The sequence below is a fragment of the Roseomonas sp. BN140053 genome (assembly GCF_047690175.1).
In the GTDB taxonomy this organism is placed as follows: Bacteria; Pseudomonadota; Alphaproteobacteria; order Acetobacterales; family Acetobacteraceae; genus Roseomonas.
In genome coordinates this window covers 15,818-37,681 of sequence record NZ_JBLLEB010000030.1, presented here as the reverse complement: position 1 = coordinate 37,681, position 21,864 = coordinate 15,818, and the positions used below count along the sequence as shown (strand labels likewise).

Annotated in this window: 21 protein-coding genes and 1 pseudogene; 12 read left to right on the top strand and 10 right to left on the bottom strand. The window is 71.8% G+C overall.

Annotated features, from left to right (window positions below):
• Positions 1-277 precede the first annotated feature (277 nt).
• The 7 genes and pseudogenes from ACLIBK_RS20020 to terL form a co-directional block, all read left to right on the top strand.
• Positions 278-868, top strand: a pseudogene (locus ACLIBK_RS20020) (phage capsid protein); the annotation flags it as partial.
• Between the two features lie 267 nt (positions 869-1,135).
• Positions 1,136-1,702 (top strand): hypothetical protein, encoded by a 567-nt coding sequence (locus tag ACLIBK_RS20015; RefSeq protein ID WP_415389067.1) that lies wholly within the window; start codon positions 1,136-1,138, stop codon positions 1,700-1,702.
• 10 nt (positions 1,703-1,712) lie between these two features.
• A complete protein-coding gene (locus ACLIBK_RS20010; protein ID WP_415389066.1) occupies positions 1,713-3,590 on the top strand; it encodes a hypothetical protein in 1,878 nt (625 codons plus the stop codon).
• Positions 3,590-4,030 (top strand): hypothetical protein, encoded by a 441-nt coding sequence (locus ACLIBK_RS20005; RefSeq protein ID WP_415389065.1) that lies wholly within the window; start codon positions 3,590-3,592, stop codon positions 4,028-4,030. Before ACLIBK_RS20010 ends, ACLIBK_RS20005 begins: the two co-directional genes overlap by 1 nt.
• 93 nt (positions 4,031-4,123) lie before the next feature.
• Positions 4,124-6,457: a glycosyl hydrolase family 28-related protein gene (locus tag ACLIBK_RS20000; protein ID WP_415389064.1), complete on the top strand. Its 2,334-nt coding sequence runs from the start codon at positions 4,124-4,126 to the stop codon at positions 6,455-6,457.
• A gap of 79 nt (positions 6,458-6,536) precedes the next feature.
• Complete coding sequence (locus ACLIBK_RS19995; protein WP_415389063.1) at positions 6,537-6,839, top strand: hypothetical protein; 303 nt, start codon at positions 6,537-6,539, stop codon at positions 6,837-6,839.
• Positions 6,814-8,256, top strand: a complete 1,443-nt coding sequence (terL, locus tag ACLIBK_RS19990; protein ID WP_415389062.1) for a phage terminase large subunit — start codon at positions 6,814-6,816, stop codon at positions 8,254-8,256. Before ACLIBK_RS19995 ends, terL begins: the two co-directional genes overlap by 26 nt.
• A gap of 44 nt (positions 8,257-8,300) precedes the next feature.
• Here terL and ACLIBK_RS19985 read toward each other — a convergent pair whose 3' ends face one another.
• Complete coding sequence (locus tag ACLIBK_RS19985) at positions 8,301-8,525, bottom strand: hypothetical protein (RefSeq protein WP_415389061.1); 225 nt, start codon at positions 8,523-8,525, stop codon at positions 8,301-8,303.
• Positions 8,526-8,798: 273 nt separating this feature from the next.
• Between ACLIBK_RS19985 and ACLIBK_RS19980 the strand changes: the two genes are divergently transcribed.
• The 4 genes from ACLIBK_RS19980 (at position 8,799) to ACLIBK_RS19965 (ending at position 10,627) form a co-directional block, all read left to right on the top strand.
• Entirely contained in the window at positions 8,799-9,278 is a 480-nt protein-coding gene (locus tag ACLIBK_RS19980; protein ID WP_415389060.1) for a hypothetical protein, read from the top strand.
• A gap of 67 nt (positions 9,279-9,345) precedes the next feature.
• Positions 9,346-9,711 (top strand): hypothetical protein, encoded by a 366-nt coding sequence (locus ACLIBK_RS19975; RefSeq protein ID WP_415389059.1) that lies wholly within the window; start codon positions 9,346-9,348, stop codon positions 9,709-9,711.
• Positions 9,708-10,205, top strand: coding sequence for a cell wall hydrolase (locus ACLIBK_RS19970; RefSeq protein WP_415389058.1), 498 nt, complete (start codon positions 9,708-9,710; stop codon positions 10,203-10,205). Before ACLIBK_RS19975 ends, ACLIBK_RS19970 begins: the two co-directional genes overlap by 4 nt.
• Before the next feature lie 65 nt (positions 10,206-10,270).
• Positions 10,271-10,627, top strand: coding sequence for a DUF952 domain-containing protein (locus ACLIBK_RS19965; RefSeq protein WP_415389057.1), 357 nt, complete (start codon positions 10,271-10,273; stop codon positions 10,625-10,627).
• A gap of 19 nt (positions 10,628-10,646) precedes the next feature.
• On the opposite strand, the gene ACLIBK_RS19960 is transcribed toward ACLIBK_RS19965, so the two are convergent.
• The 3 genes from ACLIBK_RS19960 to ACLIBK_RS19950 all read right to left on the bottom strand — a co-directional run bounded on the left by ACLIBK_RS19960 (position 10,647) and on the right by ACLIBK_RS19950 (position 13,193).
• Positions 10,647-11,162 (bottom strand): 2'-5' RNA ligase family protein, encoded by a 516-nt coding sequence (locus ACLIBK_RS19960; protein ID WP_415389056.1) that lies wholly within the window; start codon positions 11,160-11,162, stop codon positions 10,647-10,649.
• Positions 11,162-11,848 (bottom strand): DUF599 domain-containing protein, encoded by a 687-nt coding sequence (locus tag ACLIBK_RS19955; RefSeq protein WP_415389055.1) that lies wholly within the window; start codon positions 11,846-11,848, stop codon positions 11,162-11,164. Before ACLIBK_RS19955 ends, ACLIBK_RS19960 begins: the two co-directional genes overlap by 1 nt.
• A 130-nt stretch (positions 11,849-11,978) precedes the next feature.
• The gene (locus tag ACLIBK_RS19950) at positions 11,979-13,193 is read right to left on the bottom strand and encodes an NADP-dependent isocitrate dehydrogenase (RefSeq protein ID WP_415389054.1); all 1,215 of its coding nucleotides are present in this window, start codon (positions 13,191-13,193) and stop codon (positions 11,979-11,981) included.
• Between the two features lie 347 nt (positions 13,194-13,540).
• Between ACLIBK_RS19950 and ACLIBK_RS19945 the strand changes: the two genes are divergently transcribed.
• On the top strand, positions 13,541-14,131 hold the full coding sequence (locus ACLIBK_RS19945; RefSeq protein WP_415389053.1) for a hypothetical protein: 591 nt from the start codon (positions 13,541-13,543) through the stop codon (positions 14,129-14,131).
• A gap of 43 nt (positions 14,132-14,174) precedes the next feature.
• On the opposite strand, the gene ACLIBK_RS19940 is transcribed toward ACLIBK_RS19945, so the two are convergent.
• From ACLIBK_RS19940 to ACLIBK_RS19915, 6 genes are all read right to left on the bottom strand, one after another.
• On the bottom strand, positions 14,175-15,212 hold the full coding sequence (locus tag ACLIBK_RS19940) for an extracellular solute-binding protein (protein ID WP_415389052.1): 1,038 nt from the start codon (positions 15,210-15,212) through the stop codon (positions 14,175-14,177).
• 82 nt (positions 15,213-15,294) lie between these two features.
• A complete protein-coding gene (locus ACLIBK_RS19935; RefSeq protein WP_415389051.1) occupies positions 15,295-16,926 on the bottom strand; it encodes a cisplatin damage response ATP-dependent DNA ligase in 1,632 nt (543 codons plus the stop codon).
• Positions 16,927-17,182: 256 nt separating this feature from the next.
• Positions 17,183-18,349, bottom strand: coding sequence for a ligase-associated DNA damage response exonuclease (locus tag ACLIBK_RS19930; protein ID WP_415389050.1), 1,167 nt, complete (start codon positions 18,347-18,349; stop codon positions 17,183-17,185).
• 71 nt (positions 18,350-18,420) lie between these two features.
• Positions 18,421-18,777 (bottom strand): hypothetical protein, encoded by a 357-nt coding sequence (locus ACLIBK_RS19925; RefSeq protein ID WP_415389049.1) that lies wholly within the window; start codon positions 18,775-18,777, stop codon positions 18,421-18,423.
• 276 nt (positions 18,778-19,053) lie between these two features.
• A complete protein-coding gene (locus ACLIBK_RS19920; RefSeq protein ID WP_415389048.1) occupies positions 19,054-21,351 on the bottom strand; it encodes a molybdopterin cofactor-binding domain-containing protein in 2,298 nt (765 codons plus the stop codon).
• Positions 21,348-21,851, bottom strand: a complete 504-nt coding sequence (locus ACLIBK_RS19915; protein WP_415389047.1) for a (2Fe-2S)-binding protein — start codon at positions 21,849-21,851, stop codon at positions 21,348-21,350. The genes ACLIBK_RS19920 and ACLIBK_RS19915 overlap by 4 nt, the downstream gene beginning before the upstream one ends.
• Positions 21,852-21,864: the final 13 nt, after the last annotated feature.

Genomic DNA, 21,864 nt, shown 5'->3' with positions numbered 1-21,864 from the left:
CCTGCCAAGCAGGCGAGGGAACGCCTGGACTGAAGAACGCCGAAGCGAGGGAAGGGGAGGGGAGAATGGAGCGGCTGCCGGACATGGGCAGGAGTCTAGGGCTACAGCTCAAGCTCCAAGTACGATCCCGTTAGGCTGAAAACGCCGAAAACGACCGGCTGAAATATTCGGGCGTGGCATGTGCCAAGCCTTGTGCCACAAACCCGCTTTCATAGCCGCGAAGAAAGCATAAACAATTATGATAAAACGATATTGCCGAGTATAGGACTACTACGCCGGCGAGTGGATCGACCGCCTCGACGAGATCAAGGTCAGCTTCGACGAGCGCACGGTGGTGGCCAATGCCGGCGCCTACGCGCTGGGCCGCAAGACCGACGACCTGATCATCGCGGCGCTGGACACCGCGACTCAGGAAGCGGTGGGCACGGCCAGCGGCACCACCGACGCCGACGGGTTGACGATCAAGAAGGTGCTGCTGGCCTTCGAGATGCTGGGCGCTGCCGACGTTCCCGATGACGGCCAGCGCTTCGCGGTCGTCGGCTGGAAGCAGTGGTCGCAGCTGCTGCAGATCCCGGAATTCGCGTCCTCCGCCTATATCGGTGACGACGCGCTGCCCTGGAAGGGAACGCAGGCCAAGAAGTGGCTGGGCGCGACCTGGATGCCGCATTCCGGCCTGACCCGGAACGGCGCGCTGCGCTACTGCTACTTCTATCACAAGACGGCGGTCGGCCACGCCGTGGCGCAGGAGGTCGAGACCGACATCACCTGGCACGGCGACCGCGCCGCGCATTTCGTCAACAACATGATGAGCCAGGGCTCGGTGCTCATCGACAATGCCGGTGTCGTGCGGATGCGCGCGGCGGAGTAATCCGGCGGCTGCACGCGGCGGCATCGCCGCGTGCGCTCGCATGCTGACGGAGTAGGCGCCGTTTGTCGGCGCGACATCCCGGCAGTGCGCAGCGTTCCGGCGGAACCCGTTTCGCCGGAACGCCGGGGGCCGCCTCGCGGGCCCTCCATGGCGTGGGCCGTCGCGATGCGCCGCCTGTTCGCGGGAGGAGTTCCCGCCGGACGTTCGCGGCCGCCACGGCGGCCCCTGCCTGCCCCGAACACATCCTTTCCGAGGAGCCGACCCCCGATGGCGCTTTCCGCCCTCGTTCTCTGCTCGCGCGCCCTGCTGCGGATCGGCGCCCAGCCCGTCGCCTCCTTCGAGGAAGGCACAGCCGAGGCCGAGGTCGCGGCCAACCTGTACCCGGCCGCGCGAGACGCCCTGCTCGCCGCCCATCCCTGGAGCTTCGCCACCGGGCAGATGGTGCTGCCGCGGCTGCTGGCCGCGCCGGTGGCCGACAAGGAATACGCCTTCCAGATGCCGCCGAGTTGCCTGCGCGTGCTGAGCGCCGGCAGCGGCCGCGGCCGGGGGCTGGACTACCGCATCCACGAGAACCGGCTGCACGCCGACGCGCCGGAGGTGGTGCTGACCTACATCTTCCGGCCGGAGGAAAGCAGCTTCCCGCCGCACTTCGCCTCTGCCCTGGTGCTGCGCCTGGCCGCGGATTTCTGCATCCCGCTGACCGACAGCACCGCGCGGGCCGAGATGCTGCAGCGCCTGGCCGGCGCGGAGTTCCGCGACGCCCGGCTCAACGACAGCCAGCAGACCAGCGTGATGGCCTTCGAGGGCTTCCCCCTGGTCGACGTCAGGCGCTGAGGAGCACGCCATGGCTGCCAGCCGACGCGCCAAGACCGCCTTCACCGCGGGGGAGCTGGCGCCCGAGATGCTCGGGCGCGGCGACACCAGCGCCTACGACAACGGCGCACGGCGCCTGCGCAACCTGTTCCTGCAGCCCACCGGCGGCGTCACCCGCCGCCCCGGCCTGCGCCACGTCGCGGAACTTCCCGGCCCCGCGCGCCTCGTCGCCTTCGAGTACGGCACGGAGCAGACCTATCTGCTGGTGTTCCTGCACAACAAGCTGCGCGTCATCAAGAACGATGCGTTGCAGGCCGAGCTGTCCGGGCCCTGGACGGAGGCGATGCTGCCCGGGCTGAACTGGACGCAGAGCGCCGACACGCTGCTGCTGGTGCATCCCGACATGCCGCCGCAGCGCCTCACCTGCACGGGGCCGGCGAGCTGGACGCTGGCGGAATTCGTCCTCGCCCGCGAGCCCTTCCACCGCTTCGCCGCGCCTGACATCACCCTGGCCGCCTCGGCGCTGGCCGGCAGCACGGTGCTGACGGCCAGCGCCGACGTGTTCCGCGACGGGCATCTCGGCCGGCGTCTTCGCATCAACGGCAAGCGGGTGCGGATCACCGCGGTGAGCAACCCGCGCAGCGCCACCGCGATGGTGGAGGATCCGCTGACGGCGGGCGATGCCACGGCGAACTGGGACGAGGCCGCCTTCGGCGCGCATGGCTGGCCCGCCACCGCCTGCTTCCACCAGCAGCGCCTCGTGCTGGGCGGCTCGCGCGAACTGCCCAACTGGCTGTGGCTGAGCCGTTCCGGCTCGGCCGGCGACTTCGACCTCGGCACCGGGCTGGACGATGAGGCGATCGCGTTCGGGCTGGTGTCGGACCAGGTGAACGCCATCCGCGCCGTGTTCTCGGGCCGCCACCTGCAGGTCTTCACCTCCGGTGCCGAGTGGATGGTAACGGGGGAGCCGCTCACCCCCGCCTCGATCCAGCTGAACCGGCAGACCCGCATCGGCTCGCCGGTGGGGCGCTCGGTGCCGCCGGTGGACGTGGATGGCAGCACCATCTTCGTCGCCCGCACCGGCAACGCCGTCTACGAGTTCGCCTATACGGAGGTGCAGGGCGCCTATCAGGCCGGCGATCTCGCCATCACCGCGCGGCACCTCGTGGCGGATCCGGTGGCCATGGCCTTTGACCAGCGGCGCCGGCTGCTGCACCTGGCCATGGCGGACGGTTCGCTGGCCACGCTGACGCTGTTCCGGGCGGAGTCCATCACCGCCTGGACGCGCCAGGACACGGCGGGCGCCTTTCGCTCTCTTGCCGAGATCGACGGCACGATCTGGGCCGCGGTGGAGCGCTTCGGCACCACGCGGCTGGAACGCTTCGACCCGGCGCTGAACACCGACGCCGCGATCACCGGCACGGCCGGCACGGCGCAGAAGCGCTGGACCGGGCTGGGGCATCTGGAAACCCGCAGCCTGGCCGTGGTGGCCGAGGGCGCGCCGGTGGCCAACGCCAAGGTTTCCGCCGGTGCCGTGACGCTGGAACGCGCGGCGGTGTCGGTGGAAGCGGGGCTGCCCTTCACCCACGTGGTGGAGCCCCTGCCGGCCGAGATGGCGGGCCAGCCCGGCGTCACCGGCGGCCCGCGCCGGTTGGTCAGCGCCACCTTCCGGCTGCTCGACACCAGGGCCATGGCCGTGGATCTCGGGCGCGGGGCGCAGCCGGTGCCGCTGCGCCGGCTGGACACGCCGCTGCTGGATAGCGGGCCGCCCGCCTTCACCGGCGACATCACGCTGCGCGCGCTGGGCTGGTCGCGCGACGCGCTGCGGCCGGTCTGGCTCGTCGCCTCGGATGCGCCGCTGCCTTTCACCCTGCTTTCCGTGACAACAGACACGAGGATGACCGACTGATGGCGCAGCTCGCACCCGTCGCGGCGCTGGTGGGCACGGGACTGTCGATCTACTCGACGGTTCACAAGGCCCAGGAACAGAGCAAGGTCGCCAGGAACCAGGCGGCGCAGCAGGCCGAGCAGAACGTGGCGCAGGCCCAGGTCGCCGCCGTGCAGGCGCAGGCCGAGGCGCGCGCCCGGCAGGACACGCTGGACCGCACCCTGGCTTCCGTGCGCGCCCGCGCCGCGGCTTCCGGGCTGCAGCCGGACCAGGGCTCGGCGGCAGCGGTCACGGCGGGGCTGCGGCGCGACGCCGCGCAGGACACGGAGGAGGATGCTGCCCTGCGCGCCGCGCGCCTCGCCGCCGGGCGCCGTTCCCTGCTGAACACCGATGGTTCGCTGACGACCTGGCTGCGCGCCGGCTCCTCCTTCGCCAGCGCCGCCCGCAACCTGCTGGACTGAACACGCACCGGCACCCCCGCCAAGGGGGTGCAGCGGCCCGCCCGGAATGGCGGCGCGGCTCTTCCTCGACCCCTCGCAGATCCGGAGACCCCCATGGCCGAGCACATCCGCATCGGCGACGTCGCGCCGCGCGTGCACTACGTGGCCAGCGGCGGCCAGTCCGTCTTCGTTTTTCCTTTTCCGATCTTCGACCTCGCCGACCTGGAAGTGCGGGTGGACGGGCTGCTGCTCGGCGGTGGCTACGCCATCTCCGGCACCGGCCATTCGGAAGGCGGCACGGTGGCCTTCGCCGTGCCGCCAGCGGCCAACGCGCAAGTGCTGCTGCGCCGCCGCCTGCGCATCGACCGCACCACCGACTTCCAGCCCAACGGCGTGCTGCGCGCCGACACGCTGAACGATGAGCTGGACCGCCAGACCGCCGCGCTGCAGGAAGTATCGGAGGACGTGGCCAACGCCATCCGCCTCGACCCCGGCGAGGTCGGCGGGCGGCTGACCCTGCCGATGCGGCCGGCGCGCGCCAACCGGCTGCTGGGCTTCGACTCGCTGGGCGACCTGACGGTGTTCTCGCGCGGCGACGCCGGGATCTCCGTGCCCTTTCCCGGCGGCATCCCGCGCTCGGTGGAGGACAAGCTCAACGAGCGCCTCTCGGCCCGCGACTTCGGCGCCACCGGCGACGGCGTGACGGATGATGGTGCCGCGCTGCAGGCCGCCATGAATGCCGCCGCGGCTTCGGGCAAGTATCTCGACATCGGCGAGGGCAGCTTCCGCACCAGCATGCCGCTGGTGTTTCCCGGCGCCGCGGCGGGGCTGAGCATGCGCGGCGCCATCCTCTACGCCGGGCCGGACGGGCAGGCGGCGCTGACCATCGGCGACGGCGGCAACGCCCGTAACCAGGCCAAGCTGTACCAGGGCATCCGCGTGCTGCGCGCCCGCATCTCCTCCTGGGAGAACGAGAGCGACATCGGCGTGGTGGCGCGCAACCTCGACGGTTCCGCGCTGGACATCCGGCAGATCGAGGGCTTCACGATCGGCCTGCGCACCCTGGGCGTGGAGCGCGGCTTCGAGGACAGCACGGTCTACCTCGGCCGCATCGTGGACAACCGCATCGGGCTGGATATCCGCACCGCTGCGGCCACGGGCTGGAACAACTCGGTGCGCTACATCGGCGGCCACTTCGCCAACAGCTCCGCCAGCCACCCGACCCTGTCGCGCTACGGGGTGCGCCTGTCGCGCGATCCCGGCGGCTACACGCTACACAACGCGCATCTCTTCGAAGGTCCGGCCTTCGAGCTGCAGCGCCAGGGCACGCCCGGCACGGTGGAAGCCATTCCCTTCCTGCTGGAAGTGGACGGCCGCGGGCTGCGTGCCAATGGCGTGCGCATGGAAGCCTGCTCGCCCTTCGTGGCGAAGCATTCCGGCTCCTTCAACGACGCCGTCTACGAGGTGTCCTACGTCGGCACCTACGGCTTCCGCGGCTGCTCCGTGCTCTATGCCGGCTCCAACCGCGCGGGCGGCACGGTGCTGCCGCTGCACCAGGCAGCCGCCTCCTACGGCTCGCCCCGCCTGATCGCCGCGGCCGACAACGTCCGGGCGCGCGCCTTCCGGCAAACGATGGTTTCCGCGGAGGGCGTCGGCTTCGAGGGCATGGCGGTGCTGTCCGGCAACCCGGCCGGGCCGCCCACCACGCTGGACGGCTTCTGCTTTCCCGGCCTGGACCAGATCGGCCTGGGCCTGGAGGAGATCGGCCTGCCCACCTCCCGTGCCCTGGGCTTCGTGGTGGACAGTTCCGCCTGCAAGGAGTTCTTCGTGGCGGCCGAAGGTTCCGAGCTGCGGCCGATCGTGCAGCAGTTCGACGCCTCGGGCACCGTGCTGGCCGACAGCTCGCCGGCGCTGCTGTCCAACATGAACATCCTCTGGGCCGGCGGCCCGTGCTGGTGGGAAGGCAACGCTAACCTGGATAGCCTGGTGGGCGGCTTCCCGCTGAACCAGCTGCAGCGCGTCACCCTGGCCGACGCGGCGGCCTTCGCGGTGATCGGCGTGCGCGGCGGCAGCGCCGCGGCGACGCTGCGGGCCCTGCGGCTCTACGCCGGCCACCTGAGCGCGCCGCGGCTGTTCTACGGCAACAACCGCCGCTGGGGCGTGCGCGAATACACGGTGAAGGACCCCGGCTGGGACATCCCCGCCCTGGCCGCCGGCGCCACCGCCACCCGCGACGTGACGGTGCTGGGTGCGCGGCAGGGCGACGTGGTGCAGGTGGGTTTCAGCAAGTCCAGCGGCTTCCAGAACGGTGGCGTGGTGTTTCACGGCAGCGTCGGCGGCACCGCCGGCGCCGACCAGGTGCGCGTCACCGCGCAGAACATCAGCGGCGGCAGCATCACCGTGGGGCCCGGCACCCTGTTCGTCCGCGTCACCAAGCCTCGGCTGTGAGGCGGCCGATGCGCCACGGTTTCCCTCCGGCGTCGCCGCGGGGTGCCCGACGGGGCCGCCGCTTCCGGCAGGTGGCGCCGTGAAGCTGCCGGACACCTCACTGGCCGAGCTGCAGCAGGCGGCGCAGCGGGTGGTGCAGGACTACGACGCCTTTCTGTCCGCCGGGCCCGGTCCCGGCGGGCACGAGGACGCCAAGGCTTTCGCCGCCTTTCACGCCGCGGCGCGCGCGGCGCTCGCGCACCTGGAACACCTGGTCAAGCTCGCCCGCAGCATCACTCCCGGGGACGCGGCCGGGGCGGGGGAAAGCGCGCAGCTGCTGGCACAGGTCCGGGCCGAGATCGCCGAAAGGGAAGCGCATGACGACGACGGAGACGCCGCCTGACTTCCTGGAATTCGCCTGGGCGTGGAACAGCCGCAACGGCCAATCCACCCCCGATATCCACCGCCGCATCGCCCGCTGGCTGGACGCGCGCCACGCCGCCGAGGATCGCCGCCTGCTGCTGATGGCCTTTCGCGGCTGCGGCAAGTCCACGCTGGTGGGGTTGTGGTGCGCCTGGCGGCTGCTGCGCGACCCGCAACTGCGCATCCTCGTGCTGGCGGCCGACCACGCGCTGGCAACCAAGATGGTGGCCACGGTGCGGCGCATCATCGGCCGCCACCCGCTGTGCCACCACTTGCTGCCCGACGGCGCCGGCGACTGGGCGGCGGACCGTTTCAGCGTGCGGCGCGAGGGTGCGCTGCGCGACCCTTCCATGCTGGCCGCCGGCATCGGCGGCAACATCACCGGGGCGCGGGCCGACGTGATCGTGTGCGACGACGTGGAGGTCGCGGGGAACTGCGACACGGCCGGCAAGCGTGCCGAGCTACGCGAGCGGCTGGCGGAAACCGAGTTCGTGCTGATGCCCGGCGGCACCGTCCTTTACGTCGGCACGCCGCATTGCGCCGAGAGTCTCTACGCCCCCGCCGACGCACCGGACGCCTTTCTGCGCGGCTATCGGCGCCTGCAACTGCCGCTGCTGGACACGGCCGGCCGTTCCGCCTGGCCGGAACGCTTCTCCCAGGCCGGGATCGAGGCGCTGCGCGAGCGCGTCGGCCCGCTGCACTTCGCCCGCCAGATGCTGCTGCAGGCCGTGGCCGAGAGCGCGGCGCGGCTCGATCCCGCGCTGGTCCTGCGCTACGCCGAGAACACCCAGTACCACGAGGCCGGCGGCCGCCCCGTGTTGTCGCTGCTGGGGCGGCGGCTGGTATCGGGCGGCGGTTACTGGGACCCTGCCTATGGCCGCCCCGGGGTGGGGGATGGCAGCGTGCTGGCCGCCACCTACGCCGATGCCGAGGGGCGGCACTACCTGCACCGCCTGGCCTTCCTGACGCAGGAGCTGGACGCGCAACCCGACCCGGCGACGCAGCAATGCATGCAGGTGGCGGCGGTCGCGCGGGAGCTACTGCTGCCGGTGGTACGGGTCGAGACCAACGGCATCGGCCGCTTCCTGCCGGCGCTGCTGCGGCGCGAGCTGGCCCGCGCCGGCGTCGCCTGCACGGTGGTGGAGCACAACAATCACCGCCCCAAGCGGGAGCGCATCCTGAGCGCGCTGGACCCCGCCCTGGCCGCGCGCCGGTTGCTGGCCCACGAGAGCGTGTTCCGCACGCCCTTCGCCGCCGAGATGGCGGCTTGGCGGCCCGACGCGGCGGGGGCACGCGACGACGCCCTGGACGCGGTGGCGGGCTGCCTGCTGGCCGAGCCGGTGCGCCTGCCCGGCCTGCCGCCCGCCGCGCGCGGGCCGGGCTGGCACGGGGCCTGAGCGGGAAGGGCCGGGCGGCAGACTTGCCGCCAAGCTGTCAGCGATCAGGCCGCGCGCTTCTTCAGGATCTCGCTGTCGTGCCGCGCCGCGCCGGCGGGCGTGATGCTGAAGCGGCCATGCGTGCCCAGCCGCGCCAGCCCCATGCCGTCCAGCCGGCGCAGGCAGGGATCGTCCGGCAGCCCCGCCGGGCGTCCGGCCTCGCCCACCTGCCGCAGCCGGTGCAGGGCCGAGCGGCAGCAGGTTTCGAGGTAGGGCTCGTTCCAGGTCACGGCCTAACCCCCTAGCACACCCGATGCGCCGCGCGCGAGCGCTGCCGCTTCCGCCACCCCGCCCCAGCCATCCGGAAGGAGTTCCGATGCCGTGCCCGTCCCGGCCTCGGCCGAAGCCCTGCGTCCCGCCCCCGCGCGACGGCCGGTGCGGATCGGCCACGATCATGCAGGCTGAGCCATCCCGCCCCCCCGGCCAGCCCCGCCCGACCGCACCCCCCCGCCGGGGTGGCGGGCGGGGCGTGGGTCAGCGGTTGCCAGGGGAGTGCGGATGACATGTCGGAGAATCCCAACCCCTGGTGGGTCGTGCTCGTGTCCGGCGTCATCTCCGCCCTGGGCCTGTGGTTGAACGCCCGCAGTGCCTGGCTGAGCACGCGCACGGCCAGCCAGGACAAGCGCGACGACCGTGAAGCGCAGGAACGCGCCAGCGTGCTCGCGACCTTCGACGCGCGCCAGACGAACTGGATCAACCGGCAGGAGCAGGAGCTGGAGCGCGTGCGCCGCCGCGTCGCGGAGCTGGAAGCCGAGCGTAACCGGGCCTGGACCCTGGCGCATGCCTGGCACGCCAAGGCGCACGAGCTGTGGCGGGAGTTCCGCGACCTGCAGCAGGCCGTGCTGGCCCCGCGCGGCCGGCGCGACCTCGCCGGCTTCCCGGCCCAGCCCCTGCCGCGGCTGGACGCCATCGCGGCACTGCCGGCGGAGCAGCCGCCCCTGGCCGGCGAAGGTGCCGGCCCTGGTGGCGCGGCGAGCCCCTGAACCGTCTCTCCCGGCGCCGAGGCGCCGGTTGCGGCCCCTGTCCGTCCCTCACGAAGGATCACCCGCGATGCTGTCACCGCCGGATCCGTCCTGGATCCACCTCGCCCTGACGGTGCTGCCGGCAGGCCTGCTGGGCTGGGCCCTGCGCGGAGCCCAGCCATCCCGCCCGGGACGCGCCGATGGGCTCGGCCCGCCCGGCCGACCGAAAGGACCGCCCTGCGACAACGACGCCGCGCTGGAGCGCACGCGCGAGGACGTCGCCGCCTTCAAGCTGGAAGTGGCGCGGACCTACGTGCCGCTGTCGCTGATCCGCGACGTGGACAACCGCCTGACGCAGCACCTGCTGCGCATCGAAAACAAGCTCGACGAAGCCACCCGGGCCGCCACGATGGCCGCCGTGCGGGTGGCCGCCCTGGAGGATGACCGCCCATGAGCGCCACTCTGAACGACGCCACCGCCCTGCGTGCCCGCGACGCCGCCGTGCTGGCCCTGACCCTGTTCGCCGAGGCTGGGCACCGTCCCGTGCGGGCGCTGGAGGCCCTGGCCTCCGTGGTGCTGAACCGGGTCGCGGCCGGCCGGCCGCACTGGGGCCACGGCATCGAGGCCGTGTGCCGCGCGCCCTTCCAGTTCCCCTGCTGGAACCCCCGGCACGGCAACCACGCCGCGCTGCGCGCCGCAGCACCCGGCGGCGAGCGCGCCGCGGATGCGACCATGGCGATCTGCCGCCGCATCGCGGCGCGCGCGGTGGCCGGTGCCCTGCCGGACAGCACGGGTGGGGCGACGCACTATCACGGCGACGACGCGCAGCCCGGCTGGGCGCTGGCGCAGCTGCCGGTGGCGGAGATCGGCGGGCTGCTGTTCTATCGCCTGTCCCCGGCCGCCCCGCCCGCGGCCCCGGCCCGCCCGCGACTGGCGGCGGTGGGCTGACGCCGCCGCACCCGCGGCCCCGGCACCGCGACAGGTGCCGGGGCCGGGTGGTAAGCCTCGGCATCATGGAACCGCAGATCCACACCCTCGTGCGCGGCGCGGACTGGCGCGCCGCCCTCGCCGCCGGGCATTATGCCGGCAGTGCCGACGACCGGCGCGACGGCTTTCTCCACTTCTCCACCGCGGCGCAGCTGCGGGAGAGCGCGCACAAGCATCGCGCCGGCGAGGCCGACCTGTGGCTGATCACGGCCGATGCCGCGGCACTGGGCGAGGCGCTGCGCTGGGAAGCGGCCGCGGGCGGCAAGCGGCCCGGGCTGTTTCCGCATCTCTACGGCGTGCTGCCGGTTTCGGCGGTGGTGTTCGCCGGCCACGTGCCGCTGGGCGCGGATGGACGGCACGTATTTCCCGAAACCATTCCCTGAATGCGAAAGCACCCGCCACTCAGGTACGAGGCAGGTGCAACTCGCAGCGGACCGGAGGGAAACGCACCACTTCCAGGGCGCGCACCTGCAGCGTACTGGTTGACCATCCCGCCAGTAGCAGCCCCATCGCTTCGCAGAGCCGGCCGGGTTCTAGGTCGGCCGCCAGTGTAATGTGTGGCACCCAGTTCCCCTGGCGAAAATGCTCCTCCACCCTGTCCAACCGTCCGCACAGTGCTGCGTGCATCTCGAGCCAGCTCATCGTGGGAACGGCCGCGGCGTAGAGCACCGATGGTGTGCCGGGGAACACCGCTAGCCCCGATAATTCCAGTCTGGCTGGAAGCTGCGCAAGCACATCGCGTGCGGCTGCTCCGGCAAGCCCTGTATCCTCCGTGTTCTGCACGGCCAGAGTCAGGTGCGGCAGGTAGCCCAGCGACTCTTGGCTGCGTGACAGGCCGGCGGCACTCAGGCGACCAATCAGCCGCGCTAGACCAGCCGTCGCTACCGGGTCGAACACCGCTGTCACAGCTACCGGCATCAGCCCGCGCTTTCCTGCACCGCTTGCCGCACGGCGGACCGGAATTCCCGCCGGTACAACTCCCATAGCACCCAGAGACTGGCCCCGATCAGCGCCAGCGGATGAAGGATCCAGGCCAGGGCGGCGAGGCCGAAGTAATAGGCCCGCAGCCCCGTGTTGAAGTGTCGCGCCGCGCGGTTGACCACCCGCGCGCCGATCTCCGCCGCCGGCACGCCTGCCACCGGGTCGCGCGGCAAGCCGCCGATCAGGATGGAGCCGTAGTTGAACTGCCGCAGCGCCCAGGTCAGCTCGAAGAAGGCGCGCACGAAGATCACCAGCAGCAGCAGGATGCGGGCTTCCCAAGCGCCGTCGGACAACATGCTGCCGGCGAAGGGCATGGCGGTCAGCACGCGCCGGCCCACCTCCGGCGCCGCCAGCAGCGCCATCAACCCGCCCACAATGAAGATGCAGGTGTTGGCCAGGAAAGAGGTGGAGGACATCAGGTTGCCGATGATGGCGACGTCCGCCACCCGGTTCTCGCGCGGCAGCGTGGCCAGCAGCCAGCGCCGCCGCTGCTCGTCCATCGCCGTGATCACGCTACGCCGGCGGATGGTGGGAACACGGTCCACCACCAGGGCATAGCCGACCCAGCACAGGAAGAAGACGGCCAGGGCCAGGAGGTCGAGGCTGGACAGGAAAGCGGTCATGCGGCCCCGCGGTGCACCGGGCGTGCCACCGACCCTCTGAGGGACGGGACACGGGGCGCCGAAACGGAACGGGGGCGGGCGCCATGCACGGCACCCGCCCCCGGGAAGCAACCGCCGTGGCGGGTGGGCGTCAGCCCATCTTGGCCTTCAGGTTCTCGTCCAGCTTGGCTAGGAAGGCCTGGGTGTTGAGCCAGGGCTGGTCCTTGCCGATCAGGATGGCGAGGTCCTTGGTCATGTGGCCGGCTTCCACCGTCTCGACGCAGACCTGCTCCAGCGCCTGGGCGAAGTCCACCACGTCCTGGGTGCCGTCGAAGCGGCCGCGGTAGATCAGGCCACGGGTCCAGGCGAAGATCGAGGCGATCGGGTTGGTGGAGGTTTCCCGGCCCTTCTGGTGCTCGCGGTAGTGGCGCGTCACCGTGCCGTGCGCGGCCTCGCTCTCCACCGTGTTGCCGTCGGGCGCCAGTAGCACGGAGGTCATCAGGCCGAGGCTGCCGTAGCCCTGCGCCACGATGTCGGACTCCACGTCGCCGTCGTAGTTCTTGCAGGCCCAGACATAGCCGCCTTCCCACTTCAGCGCCGCGGCCACCATGTCGTCGATCAGCCGGTGCTCGTAGGTCAGGCCGCGCTTCTGGTACTCGGCCTTGAAGTCGGCGTCGAAGATCTCCTGGAACACGTCCTTGAACATGCCGTCATAGGCCTTGAGGATCGTGTTCTTGGTGGACAGGTAGACCGGCATGTTGCGCGCCAGCCCGTAGTTGAAGCTGGCCCGCGCGAAGCCCTCGATCGACGGCTTGGTGTTGTGCATGCCCATCAGCACGCCGGGGCTCTTGAAGTTGAACACTTCCAGCTCGATCGGCTCGCCGCCCTCGGCCGGCGTCCAGATCAGGGTCGCCTTGCCGGGGCCGGGGATCTTGGTCTCGGCGGCGCGGTAGATGTCGCCATAGGCGTGGCGGCCCACCACGATCGGCTTGCTCCAGTGCGGCACCAGGCGCGGCACGTTGGAGCAGATGATCGGCTCGCGGAAGATCGTGCCGTCCAGGATGTTGCGGATCGTGCCGTTGGGCGAGCGCCACATCTTCTTCAGGCCGAACTCGGTCACCCGCGCCTCGTCGGGGGTGATGGTGGCGCACTTCACGCCCACGCCGTACTGCTTGTTGGCGTTGGCCGCGTCGATCGTCACCTGGTCGTCGGTGGCGTCGCGGTGCTCGATCCCGAGGTCGAAATACTTCAGGTCGATGTCGAGATAGGGCAGGATCAGCCGGTCCTTGATGAAGCCCCAGATGATCCGGGTCATCTCGTCCCCGTCCATCTCCACGACGGGGGTCTTCACCTTGATCTTGGCCATGCGGGGGTCCTCGTTCCGGCAACAAAGCAACGTTCCGCCCCGGTTTCAGCCGCCGGCGAAGCGGCCGGACCATCGCACCGGCCCTCCCTGCCAGCAAGAGCGCCCGGGAACTGGAACGACCGCGGGCCGGCGGATGAACGGCCTGGTCCGGCCGGGTGCGGCGAGGCTGCCGGGGCAGGGTGCCGCAACCCCGTGGCACCCGCGCTGTTGTTCCCTTTCACGTCGTCTCCCGCGCAGGGAAGCGCCGCACCCGGGGCCGCCGAGAACCGCGCGTTGCGTCCCCGGGCGCCGGCTGCCTCGCCCGACCGGGCGGACGGCCCGGCGGCACAACAGGGAGCAGCGGCGGCATGGCGCGCATCATCACCGGCCTTTTCGACCAGCGCGAGGAGGTCGAGCACGTGATCGAACACCTCGTGCACCACGACGGTGTCGGCCGCGACCGCATCCGGGTGCATGCCGCCGATGAGGCCAAGCCGGAGGAGGAGGGGGGCTTCCTATCCTCCCTGCTGGCCGTGTTCATCCCCGACGCCGACCGTCACGTCTACGCCGAGGGCGTCCGCCAGGGCGGCTACGTGCTGACCGCCGAGCTGGAAGACGCGCAGGTGGAACACGCGCTGGACGTGTTCGAGCAGCACGGCGCGGTGGACCTCGACTCCCGCGTCGCGGAATGGTGCAGCAGCGGCTGGACCGACTACGACCCGTCGCTGGAAACCCTGCGCGACGCGGATCGCGGCGGGGCCTCGGCGGAAGAGGCGGAGATGGGCGTGCTGGCTACCAGCACGCCGGACAGCATGGGCACCGCGGCGCTGAACCCGCCCACCGGCACCCGCGTGCCGATGGTCAGCACCACCGAGGAGGAGGGGACCCCCATCGGCCCCAGCCAACGCGACCTGGAGCTCAGCCGCCCCCGCGTGCGCGCCTATCGCACGGGGGAATGAACCCCGCGCGCCGGGCGGGCGATCCTGCCCGGCGCGCGCCCGCTCAGCGCCAGCCGGCGCGCTGGGCGATCTGCAGGGCTTCGGCGGTGTTGGCGGCGGTACGGGCCCCGTTCACCGGCTCAGCCCGGAAGGTGCCCATGGAGCGCAGGGCAGGGTGCAGCGGCGCGTCCGCCACCGCCGGGTATTCCATGTTGGCCTGCGAGAACACGTCCTGCGCCTCGTGGCCGGTCAGGAATTCCAGCAGCTTCGCGGCGTTGTCACGGTTGGGCGCAGTGCCCACCAGGCCGGCGCCGGAAATGTTCACATGCGCTCCGCGATCGCCCTGGCCCTGGTTGGGGAAGATCACGCCCACACGCTCGAACAGCGCCCGCTCGGCCGGGTTCGCGGAACGGCCGTAACCGCCGAGGTAGTAGGTGTTGGAGATGGCGATCCGGCACTGCCCCGTGGGCAGGGCGGCGATCTGGTCGCGGTCACCCCCCTGCGGCGGCCGCGCGAGGTTGGCCACCAGGCCGCGTGCCCAGTTCTCCGTGGCGGCAGCGCCGTCGGCCGCCAGGATCGAGGCGGTCATGGAGGTGTTGTAGGAATGCGCGCCGGAGCGCACGCAGATCTGCCCGCGGAAGCGCGGATCGGCCAGGTCCTCGTAGCGGTTCAGCCCTTCGGGGCGGCCGGCCTGCTTGTCGTACATGATGACCCGGGCACGCTGCGACACGGCGAACCAGCGGCCCTGCGGGTCGCGCAGCGCGGCAGGCACGCGGTTCTCGACCGTCGGGGAGCGGAACGGCGCCAGGATCCCGGCATCCGCCGCGCGGGCGAGGCGGGCGCTGTCCACCGTCAGGAACACGTCGGCGGGGCTGTTGGCGCCCTCGTTGCGGATGCGCTCGATCAGCTGGTCGGCATCGGCCTGGATCACCCGGACGCGGATGCCGCTCTCACGGGTGAAGGCCTCCCAGATCTGCCGGTCGCTGTCGTAGTGCCGGGCGGAATACACGTTCACCACCCCGCGGTCCTGCGCCACGGCGGGCGTCGGCAGCGCCGAGGGAAGCGCCAGGACAAGGGCGGCGAGGAAGCTGCGGCGGAGCATGAAGAGGTTTCCCAGCTGGAGGAAACCCGAGGCTTACGGCGAGTGCGAACGAGTTGCAACTTTGTAATCCGTCGCGGGTCGGTCAGGCCGGGGCTTGCGCCTCCTCCGTCGGGGCACGGTCCTCCACCATGGCCAGGAGGGTGTCCAAGGTATCCGCCTCCGCCGCCGGCTTGTCGCGGCGGATACGGGCGATGCGGGGAAAGCGCATCGCCACCCCGGAACGATGGCGGCCGGACAGCTGGGCGGCGTCGAAGATCACCTCCAGCACCAGTTCCTTCTCCACCTCGCGCACCGGGCCGAAGCGGCCGGTGGTGTGTTCGCGGATCCAGCGGTCCAGCCAGACCAGCTCCTGGTCGGTGAAGCCGGAATAGGCCTTGCCCACCGGCACCAGCTCGCGCGTGCCGTCCGCATTCGTGCGCCACAGGCCGAAGGTGTAGTCGGAATAGTAGGAGGAGCGCTTGCCGTGGCCGCGCTGGGCGTACATCACCACCGCGTCCACGTTCAGCGGCGCCCGCTTCCACTTCCACCACAGGCCCTTCACCCGCCCGGCGACATAGGGGCTGTCGGCGCGCTTGAGCATCAGCCCTTCGATGGAGGCGGCACGCGCGCCTTCGCGCAGCTCGGCCAAGTGGTGCAGCGAGGAGAAGGCGATCGGCACGCTCAGGTCCATCCGCGCCGGCTTCACCCGCGCCACCCAGGCTTCCAGCCGCTCGCGCCTGATATCGAAGGGCAGGGCGCGCAGGTCCTCATCCCCTTCCACCAGCAGGTCGTAGAGGCGGACGGACACGGGGAACTCCGCCTGCATCTTGGGGGTGATCACCTTGCGGTTCAGCCGCTGCTGCAGTTCCGAGAAGGGTGCCACGACCCCGTCGCGCACCACCAGCAGCTCGCCGTCCAAGGTGGCGTGGAAGTCCATGGCTTCCACGATCTCGGGAAAGGCACCGGACACATCCTCGCCGGTGCGGCTCCACAGCCGGCGCCCGCCCGGCGAGGCCGCCATCTGCACGCGAATGCCGTCCCACTTCCATTCCGCCCGCCAGCGCTCCGGCTCGGCCTCGACGGCGGCACGGTCGGCCTCCTCCAGCGGGTGGGCCAGCATCAGCGGGCGGAACACCGGGGCGTCCTTGGGGTCCGGGCGCTCGGCGCGGCCTTCCAGCCAGCGGAAGATCGGCAGGTAGGGCGGCGCGATGCCGTGCCAGACCTCCTCCACCTCGTCCACGCCGCGGCCCGCCCATTCCGCCAGCGCGGTCTTGGCCAGGCGCGCGTTGACGCCCACGCGCAGGGCGCCCGTCACCAGCTTGATCAGCGCCAGCCGGCCGCCCGCGTCGAGGCTGTCCAGCCAGCCCTCGATCAGCTTGGGGATCTCGGCGCGGGAGGCCAGTTCCAGCCCTTCCACCACCTCGCTCAGCGTGGGGGGCGGGGTGTTCACCCCTTCGCGTGGCCGCCAGATCAGCGCCACGGTTTCCGCCAGGTCGCCCACATAGTCCTGGCTCAGGGCCAGCAGCACGGGGTCGGTGCGCTCCGCCACCAGCGCCTTGACCACGCTGGGCTTGGCCGCGGTGAACACCAGCTCCCCCGTCAGCGCCGCCAGCCCGACGCCGCGGTCGGGGTCCGGCTGCTCCGCGAACCAGCGCTTGAGCAGGGCGATCTTGGCCAGCCGCCCGGGGGTGAAGACCAGCCGCTCCAGCAGGTCGGCGAAGGCGGGGACGCTCATGGGCGCGTCGCACCGCGTGGCCCGCGGGGGGCTCTGCCCCCCGCCCCCCCGCCGGGGACCTCGTAGGTCCCCGGACCCCGCCGTGAGTTGGCGCTGGTGGATGGGGGTGCACCTGCGGCACGGCTACGCCGCCGCAGGTGCACCCCCATCCACCAGCGCCACACTGTTACGAATGGGAGGTTGAGGAACCTCAGGTTCCTCGCGGGGGAGCGCGAGGGGGCAGAGCCCCCTCGTGGGCCACGCAGCGCCACGCCGCTCACGCCGCCTCCGCCACGTCGAAGCCGCCGCGCGGCGGGGCTGGGCCTTCCTCGGCGACATGGGCATGACCGCCGACGCCGGCCAGGGCTTCCTCGGGTGCGGCCGCGGTTTCACCGCCGGGGGCGGGGGCGCCTTCGACCGCGTCGTCGTCCTCGTCGCGGCCGACCAGGTGCAGGGCGCGGCCGCGCACGCCGCGCAGGGACAGGGCGTGCACCAGCGCGTCGTCGCGGCCATGCGTCACCCAGACCTCCGGCGCCTGGACTTCGGCGCAGGTGGCGAGCAGCTCGTCCCAATCGGCGTGGTCGCTGACCACCAGCGGCAGTTCCACCCCGCGCAGCCGGGCGCGCTGCCGCACCGTCATCCAGCCGGAGGCAGCGCAGGTCACAGGGTCGGCGAGGCGCCGCGCCCAGGGCGTCGCTTCCGCCGAGGGCGGCGCGATCACGATCTCGCCGGCCAGGATCGGCGGATGGCCGCGCTTCAGCCCGGTGGGAACCGGCTCCAGCCGGCCCAGCTCGATGCCGAGCCGGCCGTAGAGGTCGCACAGGTTGCGCAGCGCGCCGTGCAGGTAGATGGGCTTCTCGTAGTCGGCGCGGCGCAGCAGGGCGATCAGCCGCTGCGATTTGCCCAGCGCGTAGGCGCCCACGACATGCGCCCGCTCCGGGAACAGGGAAACGCTGTTCAGCAGGCGCGCCACCTCGTGCTCCGCCGGCGGGTGGCGGAACACCGGCAGGGCGAAGGTCGCCTCCGTGACGAAGACGTCGCAGGGCACCGGCTCGAAGGGCGCGCAGGTCGGGTCCGGCGCGCGCTTGTAGTCGCCCGACACCACGATGCGGGAGCCGCGCCATTCCAGCATCACCTGCGCCGAGCCCAGCACGTGCCCGGCCGGCACCAGCGTGATCCGGACCTCGCGATGGGTGAGCGAGGCGCTGTAGCGCAGCGCCCGCTGTTCCCGCCCCGACCGCTCGGCGCCGTAGCGGGCACCCATGATCGCCAGCGTCTCGGGCGTGGCGAGCACGCTGTCATGGCCGGGGCGGGCGTGGTCGGCATGGCCGTGGCTGATTACCGCCCGCGACACCGGACGCGCGGGGTCCACGTAGAAGTCGCCCGGCTCGCAGTACAGGCCCAGCGGCGTGACGCGCATCCAGGTGTCGGGGTGGGGAGCCATCCCTGGAAGGTATGCCGTGAGCCCACCCGGTCAACGGCCGGCCATCGCGACCTTGGTGGCCGGAAGCACGCTTAAAGCAGCATCCCCACGATGTGGAAAGCGAAGTAGGCGGCCCCCACGATCGCCAGAAGATTCAGCCAAGGCGCGCGCAGGAAGATGCGGGCCAAGTTGTTGCGCTTCACCATCAGGTTGGCCGGGTTGAACACGGTGGCCGTCACGGACAGCACCGCGGCGTAGAGCCAGGGCAGCACGAAGAAGGGCACGGCCATCAGCACCAGCAGGGCCGGGAAGTTCAGGATCTGCAGCAGCGCCCGGTTTCCGGTCTGCACGACGCCCTCCGGCCCACGCGCGATCAAGGTGGCCGCGCGTGACGACAGTACGCCGGCGGAGATGGCCAGCAGCCAGGCGAGCCAGGACGTCCCGCTCACGCCGCGTGCCGTCCTGCGCGGCCCGGCCGCACCGCACCGGACACCGCGCGTGACCCGGTGCAGCCATTCTTCGAACCGCCGCAAGCATGGGGGCAGGGAGCGGCCGCCACGCTGGACGCGGCACGAAGCAGGTGAGCGTTCATGACGAAGAAACCCGTGATCCCGGGCCTGGTGAACATGCGGTGCCCTTCTCGCAACCAGGGGAGAACGGCACGCCGGCACCGTCGTGCCCGGCAGTCTAACGCCGGGCCGCCGCAGTTCCAGGGGGCTGGGCGGCTAGACCCCGACCGCCGCCTTGATCCGTTCCCGCGTCAGCGGCAGGTCGCGCAGCCGCTGCCCCGCGGCATGGGCCACCGCATTGCCGACCGAGGCCGCGGTCGGGCCCTGGCCGGTTTCGCCGCTGCCCAGGAAAGGCAGGCCGGGCCGATCCACGATATGCACCTCCACGCTGTCCGGCACCGCGTCGAAGCGCAGGATCGGGTAGGTGGACCAGTCGACGCTGGTGATCGCGCGCTCGTCGTAAGTGACGCTCTCGTACAGCGTCCAGCTCGCCGATTGCAGGATCGCGCCCTCGACCTGGTTGCGCAGGCCGTCGGGGTTGACGACCTGGCCGCTGTCCACCGCCGCCACCGCGCGCACCAGCCGGGCGCGGCCGCTCTCGCGCTCCACCTCCACCTCGGTGGCCACGGCGCAATAAGCGGCGAGGTTCTTGTAGCGCGCGAAGCCGAAACCGTAGCCGCGCCCGCGCGGCGCCGACTGGCCGGGCTTCCAGCCGAAGCGCTCGGCGGCCAGGGTGATCACGTCCTTGGCGCGCTGGTCCTCCAGGTGCCGCAGCCGGAAGGCCACGGGATCGGCGCCCGCGGCCTGGGCCAGTTCGTCCATGAAGGTCTCGATGGTGAAGACGTTCATGTAGGCGCCGAGAGCCCGCATGGCCGAAACCCGCAGCGGCATGTCCTTGATGAAGTGGTGCACCACCCGCGCGCTGGGGAATTTGTACAGCGGGATGCCATTGCGGTCGCCGCCGCCTTCGGGCTGCGGCAGCGGCTTGGCTTCCGGGATGGGGAAGGGCTCGGCCACCAGCTGCGCCGCCAGCAGCGCGCCCGCCGTGCCCGGCCGCATGGAATGGGTGTTGCTCCACACCCCGTAATCCCAGTCCACGATGCCGCCCGAAGCGTCGAGCGAAGCGCGCACCTCCGTCACCATGCCGGGGCCGAGGGGCTCCCAGCCATTCTCCTGCTCGCGCATCCATTGCAGCTTCACGGGACGGCCGGGGAGGGCCCGGGCGATCAGCGCCGCATCCGCCGCGGCGTCGTCGGCGCCGTTGTGGCCGTAGCAGCCGGCGCCCTCGGCATGGATCAGCCGCACCTTCTCGGGCGCCAGGCGCAGCATCTCGGCGATGGCGGCGCGGTCGGGATAAACGCCCTGGGTGTGAGTCCAGACCGTGACGCCGTCATCCACCCAGTGCGCCAGCGCACAGGAGGGGCCGATGGAGGCGTGCGACTGATAGGGGCGGGTGAAGCGCGCCTGCAGCGTTTTCGCCGCGCCCGTCACGGGTTGCCGCTGGTCCAGAATAGCGAAGTCCTGCACCGGCAGGGCCTGCAGCGTGGCGAAGATCTCCGCCTGCTTCGGCAGGCGCGGCGTGTGCTGCCATTGTGCGGCGGCGGACAGGGCGCGCATCGCCTTGATGGCCTGCCATTCGCGCGTCGCCACCACGGCCAGGAAGTTGCCGTCGCGCACCACCTTCACCACGCCGGGCATCCGTTCCACCGCGGTGCTGTCCAGCGCGGACAGGGTGGCACCCGGTCCGGGCGGGCGGACAACGCGGGCGTGCAGCATCCCTTCGGGGCGCATGTCCTGCACATAGGCCGCGCCGCCCGTGACCTTGGCCGGGATGTCCACGCGCTGCATCGGCGTGTTCATCACCTTGAAGCGGGCCGGCTCCTTCAGGCGGGAGGTCTGCTGCGCCCGCCCCGTCAGCGCCTGCGCCGAAACCAGCTCGCCGAAGCCGAGGCGCCGCTCGCCCGGGCCGAGCACGGCGCCGCCCTCGGCGCGGCACAGGGCCGGTTCGGTGTTCCAGCGCTGCGCGGCCTCCGCCACCAGGATCTCGCGCACCTGCGCCGCGGCGTGGCGGATGGCGACGCCGCTGTCCTGCATGGAATGGCTGCCGGCGGTGTAGCCCTCATTGGCCGTGCGGCCGGTATCGGCGGTGACCAGGGTGATGCGGTCGGGGGTGACTTCGAGTTCCTCGGCCGCGACCTGCAGCAGCGCCGTGCGAATGCCCTGGCCCAACTCGGCCTTGCCGGTGAACACGGTGACGGCACCCTGCGCATCCACCCGGATCCAGGCATCCAGCTGCGGGCTGGTCTGCAGGCTGCCGGGCAGCCGCGGCGCCGGGCGGGGCGTCACGCCGGCATTCTGCGCTTCCGCCGCCGGCTGCGCCCGCGCGCAATCCATGGAAAAGCCCAGCACCAGGGCGCCGGCCCCGGCCAGCACGCCGCGGCGCGACAGCCCGGCGGAGGCACCCGGCGCCTCGCCGTCCCGGGGCCCGGCCACGTCGTTCCGCCGCGCGCTCATCGCACCACGCTCCGGCTGCCGGTAGCCGGCGCCGCCTCGGCCGTTTGCATCAGCCCGGCGGCGCGGCGCACCGCGCGCAGGATGCGGGTGTGGGTGCCGCAGCGGCACAGGTTGGTTTGCAGCTGCGCCCGGATCTCCTCCTCCGAGGCACGCGGGTTGCGGGCCAGCAGCGCCTGCGCCCGCATCATCATGCCGGGAATGCAGTAGCCGCATTGCGCCGCCTGTTCCTCGATAAAGGCGCGCTGCATCGGGCCGGGCTCGGCCACCGTGCCCAGCCCTTCCAGCGTGGTGACCTTCTTGCCCTCCAGCAGCAGCACGGGGGTGGTGCAGGAGAACACCGCTTCCCCGTCCACGATCACCGTGCAGGCGCCGCACTGTCCCAATCCGCAGCCGTACTTGGCGGCGTTGAGCGCGAGCTGGTCGCGCAGCACGTAGAGCAGGGGGGTATCGGGCTCGGCATCGACCTCGTGCTGTTGCCCGTTGATGTTGAGCTTCACCATCGCCTGCGCCTCC

Coding starts and splice junctions, on each gene's coding strand:
- ACLIBK_RS19955 (WP_415389055.1), bottom strand. CDS start 11,848: ATGACCGCTTTCCTGTCCAGCCTCGACCTCCTGGCCCTGGCCGTCTTC.
- ACLIBK_RS19965 (WP_415389057.1), top strand. CDS start 10,271: ATGGAACCGCAGATCCACACCCTCGTGCGCGGCGCGGACTGGCGCGCC.
- ACLIBK_RS19950 (WP_415389054.1), bottom strand. CDS start 13,193: ATGGCCAAGATCAAGGTGAAGACCCCCGTCGTGGAGATGGACGGGGAC.
- ACLIBK_RS20015 (WP_415389067.1), top strand. CDS start 1,136: ATGGCGCTTTCCGCCCTCGTTCTCTGCTCGCGCGCCCTGCTGCGGATC.
- ACLIBK_RS20005 (WP_415389065.1), top strand. CDS start 3,590: ATGGCGCAGCTCGCACCCGTCGCGGCGCTGGTGGGCACGGGACTGTCG.
- ACLIBK_RS19970 (WP_415389058.1), top strand. CDS start 9,708: ATGAGCGCCACTCTGAACGACGCCACCGCCCTGCGTGCCCGCGACGCC.
- ACLIBK_RS19940 (WP_415389052.1), bottom strand. CDS start 15,212: ATGCTCCGCCGCAGCTTCCTCGCCGCCCTTGTCCTGGCGCTTCCCTCG.
- ACLIBK_RS20000 (WP_415389064.1), top strand. CDS start 4,124: ATGGCCGAGCACATCCGCATCGGCGACGTCGCGCCGCGCGTGCACTAC.
- ACLIBK_RS19975 (WP_415389059.1), top strand. CDS start 9,346: ATGCTGTCACCGCCGGATCCGTCCTGGATCCACCTCGCCCTGACGGTG.
- ACLIBK_RS19935 (WP_415389051.1), bottom strand. CDS start 16,926: ATGAGCGTCCCCGCCTTCGCCGACCTGCTGGAGCGGCTGGTCTTCACC.
- ACLIBK_RS19930 (WP_415389050.1), bottom strand. CDS start 18,349: ATGGCTCCCCACCCCGACACCTGGATGCGCGTCACGCCGCTGGGCCTG.
- terL (WP_415389062.1), top strand. CDS start 6,814: ATGACGACGACGGAGACGCCGCCTGACTTCCTGGAATTCGCCTGGGCG.
- ACLIBK_RS19920 (WP_415389048.1), bottom strand. CDS start 21,351: ATGAGCGCGCGGCGGAACGACGTGGCCGGGCCCCGGGACGGCGAGGCG.
- ACLIBK_RS19915 (WP_415389047.1), bottom strand. CDS start 21,851: ATGGTGAAGCTCAACATCAACGGGCAACAGCACGAGGTCGATGCCGAG.
- ACLIBK_RS19960 (WP_415389056.1), bottom strand. CDS start 11,162: ATGCCGGTAGCTGTGACAGCGGTGTTCGACCCGGTAGCGACGGCTGGT.
- ACLIBK_RS19980 (WP_415389060.1), top strand. CDS start 8,799: ATGTCGGAGAATCCCAACCCCTGGTGGGTCGTGCTCGTGTCCGGCGTC.
- ACLIBK_RS20010 (WP_415389066.1), top strand. CDS start 1,713: ATGGCTGCCAGCCGACGCGCCAAGACCGCCTTCACCGCGGGGGAGCTG.
- ACLIBK_RS19945 (WP_415389053.1), top strand. CDS start 13,541: ATGGCGCGCATCATCACCGGCCTTTTCGACCAGCGCGAGGAGGTCGAG.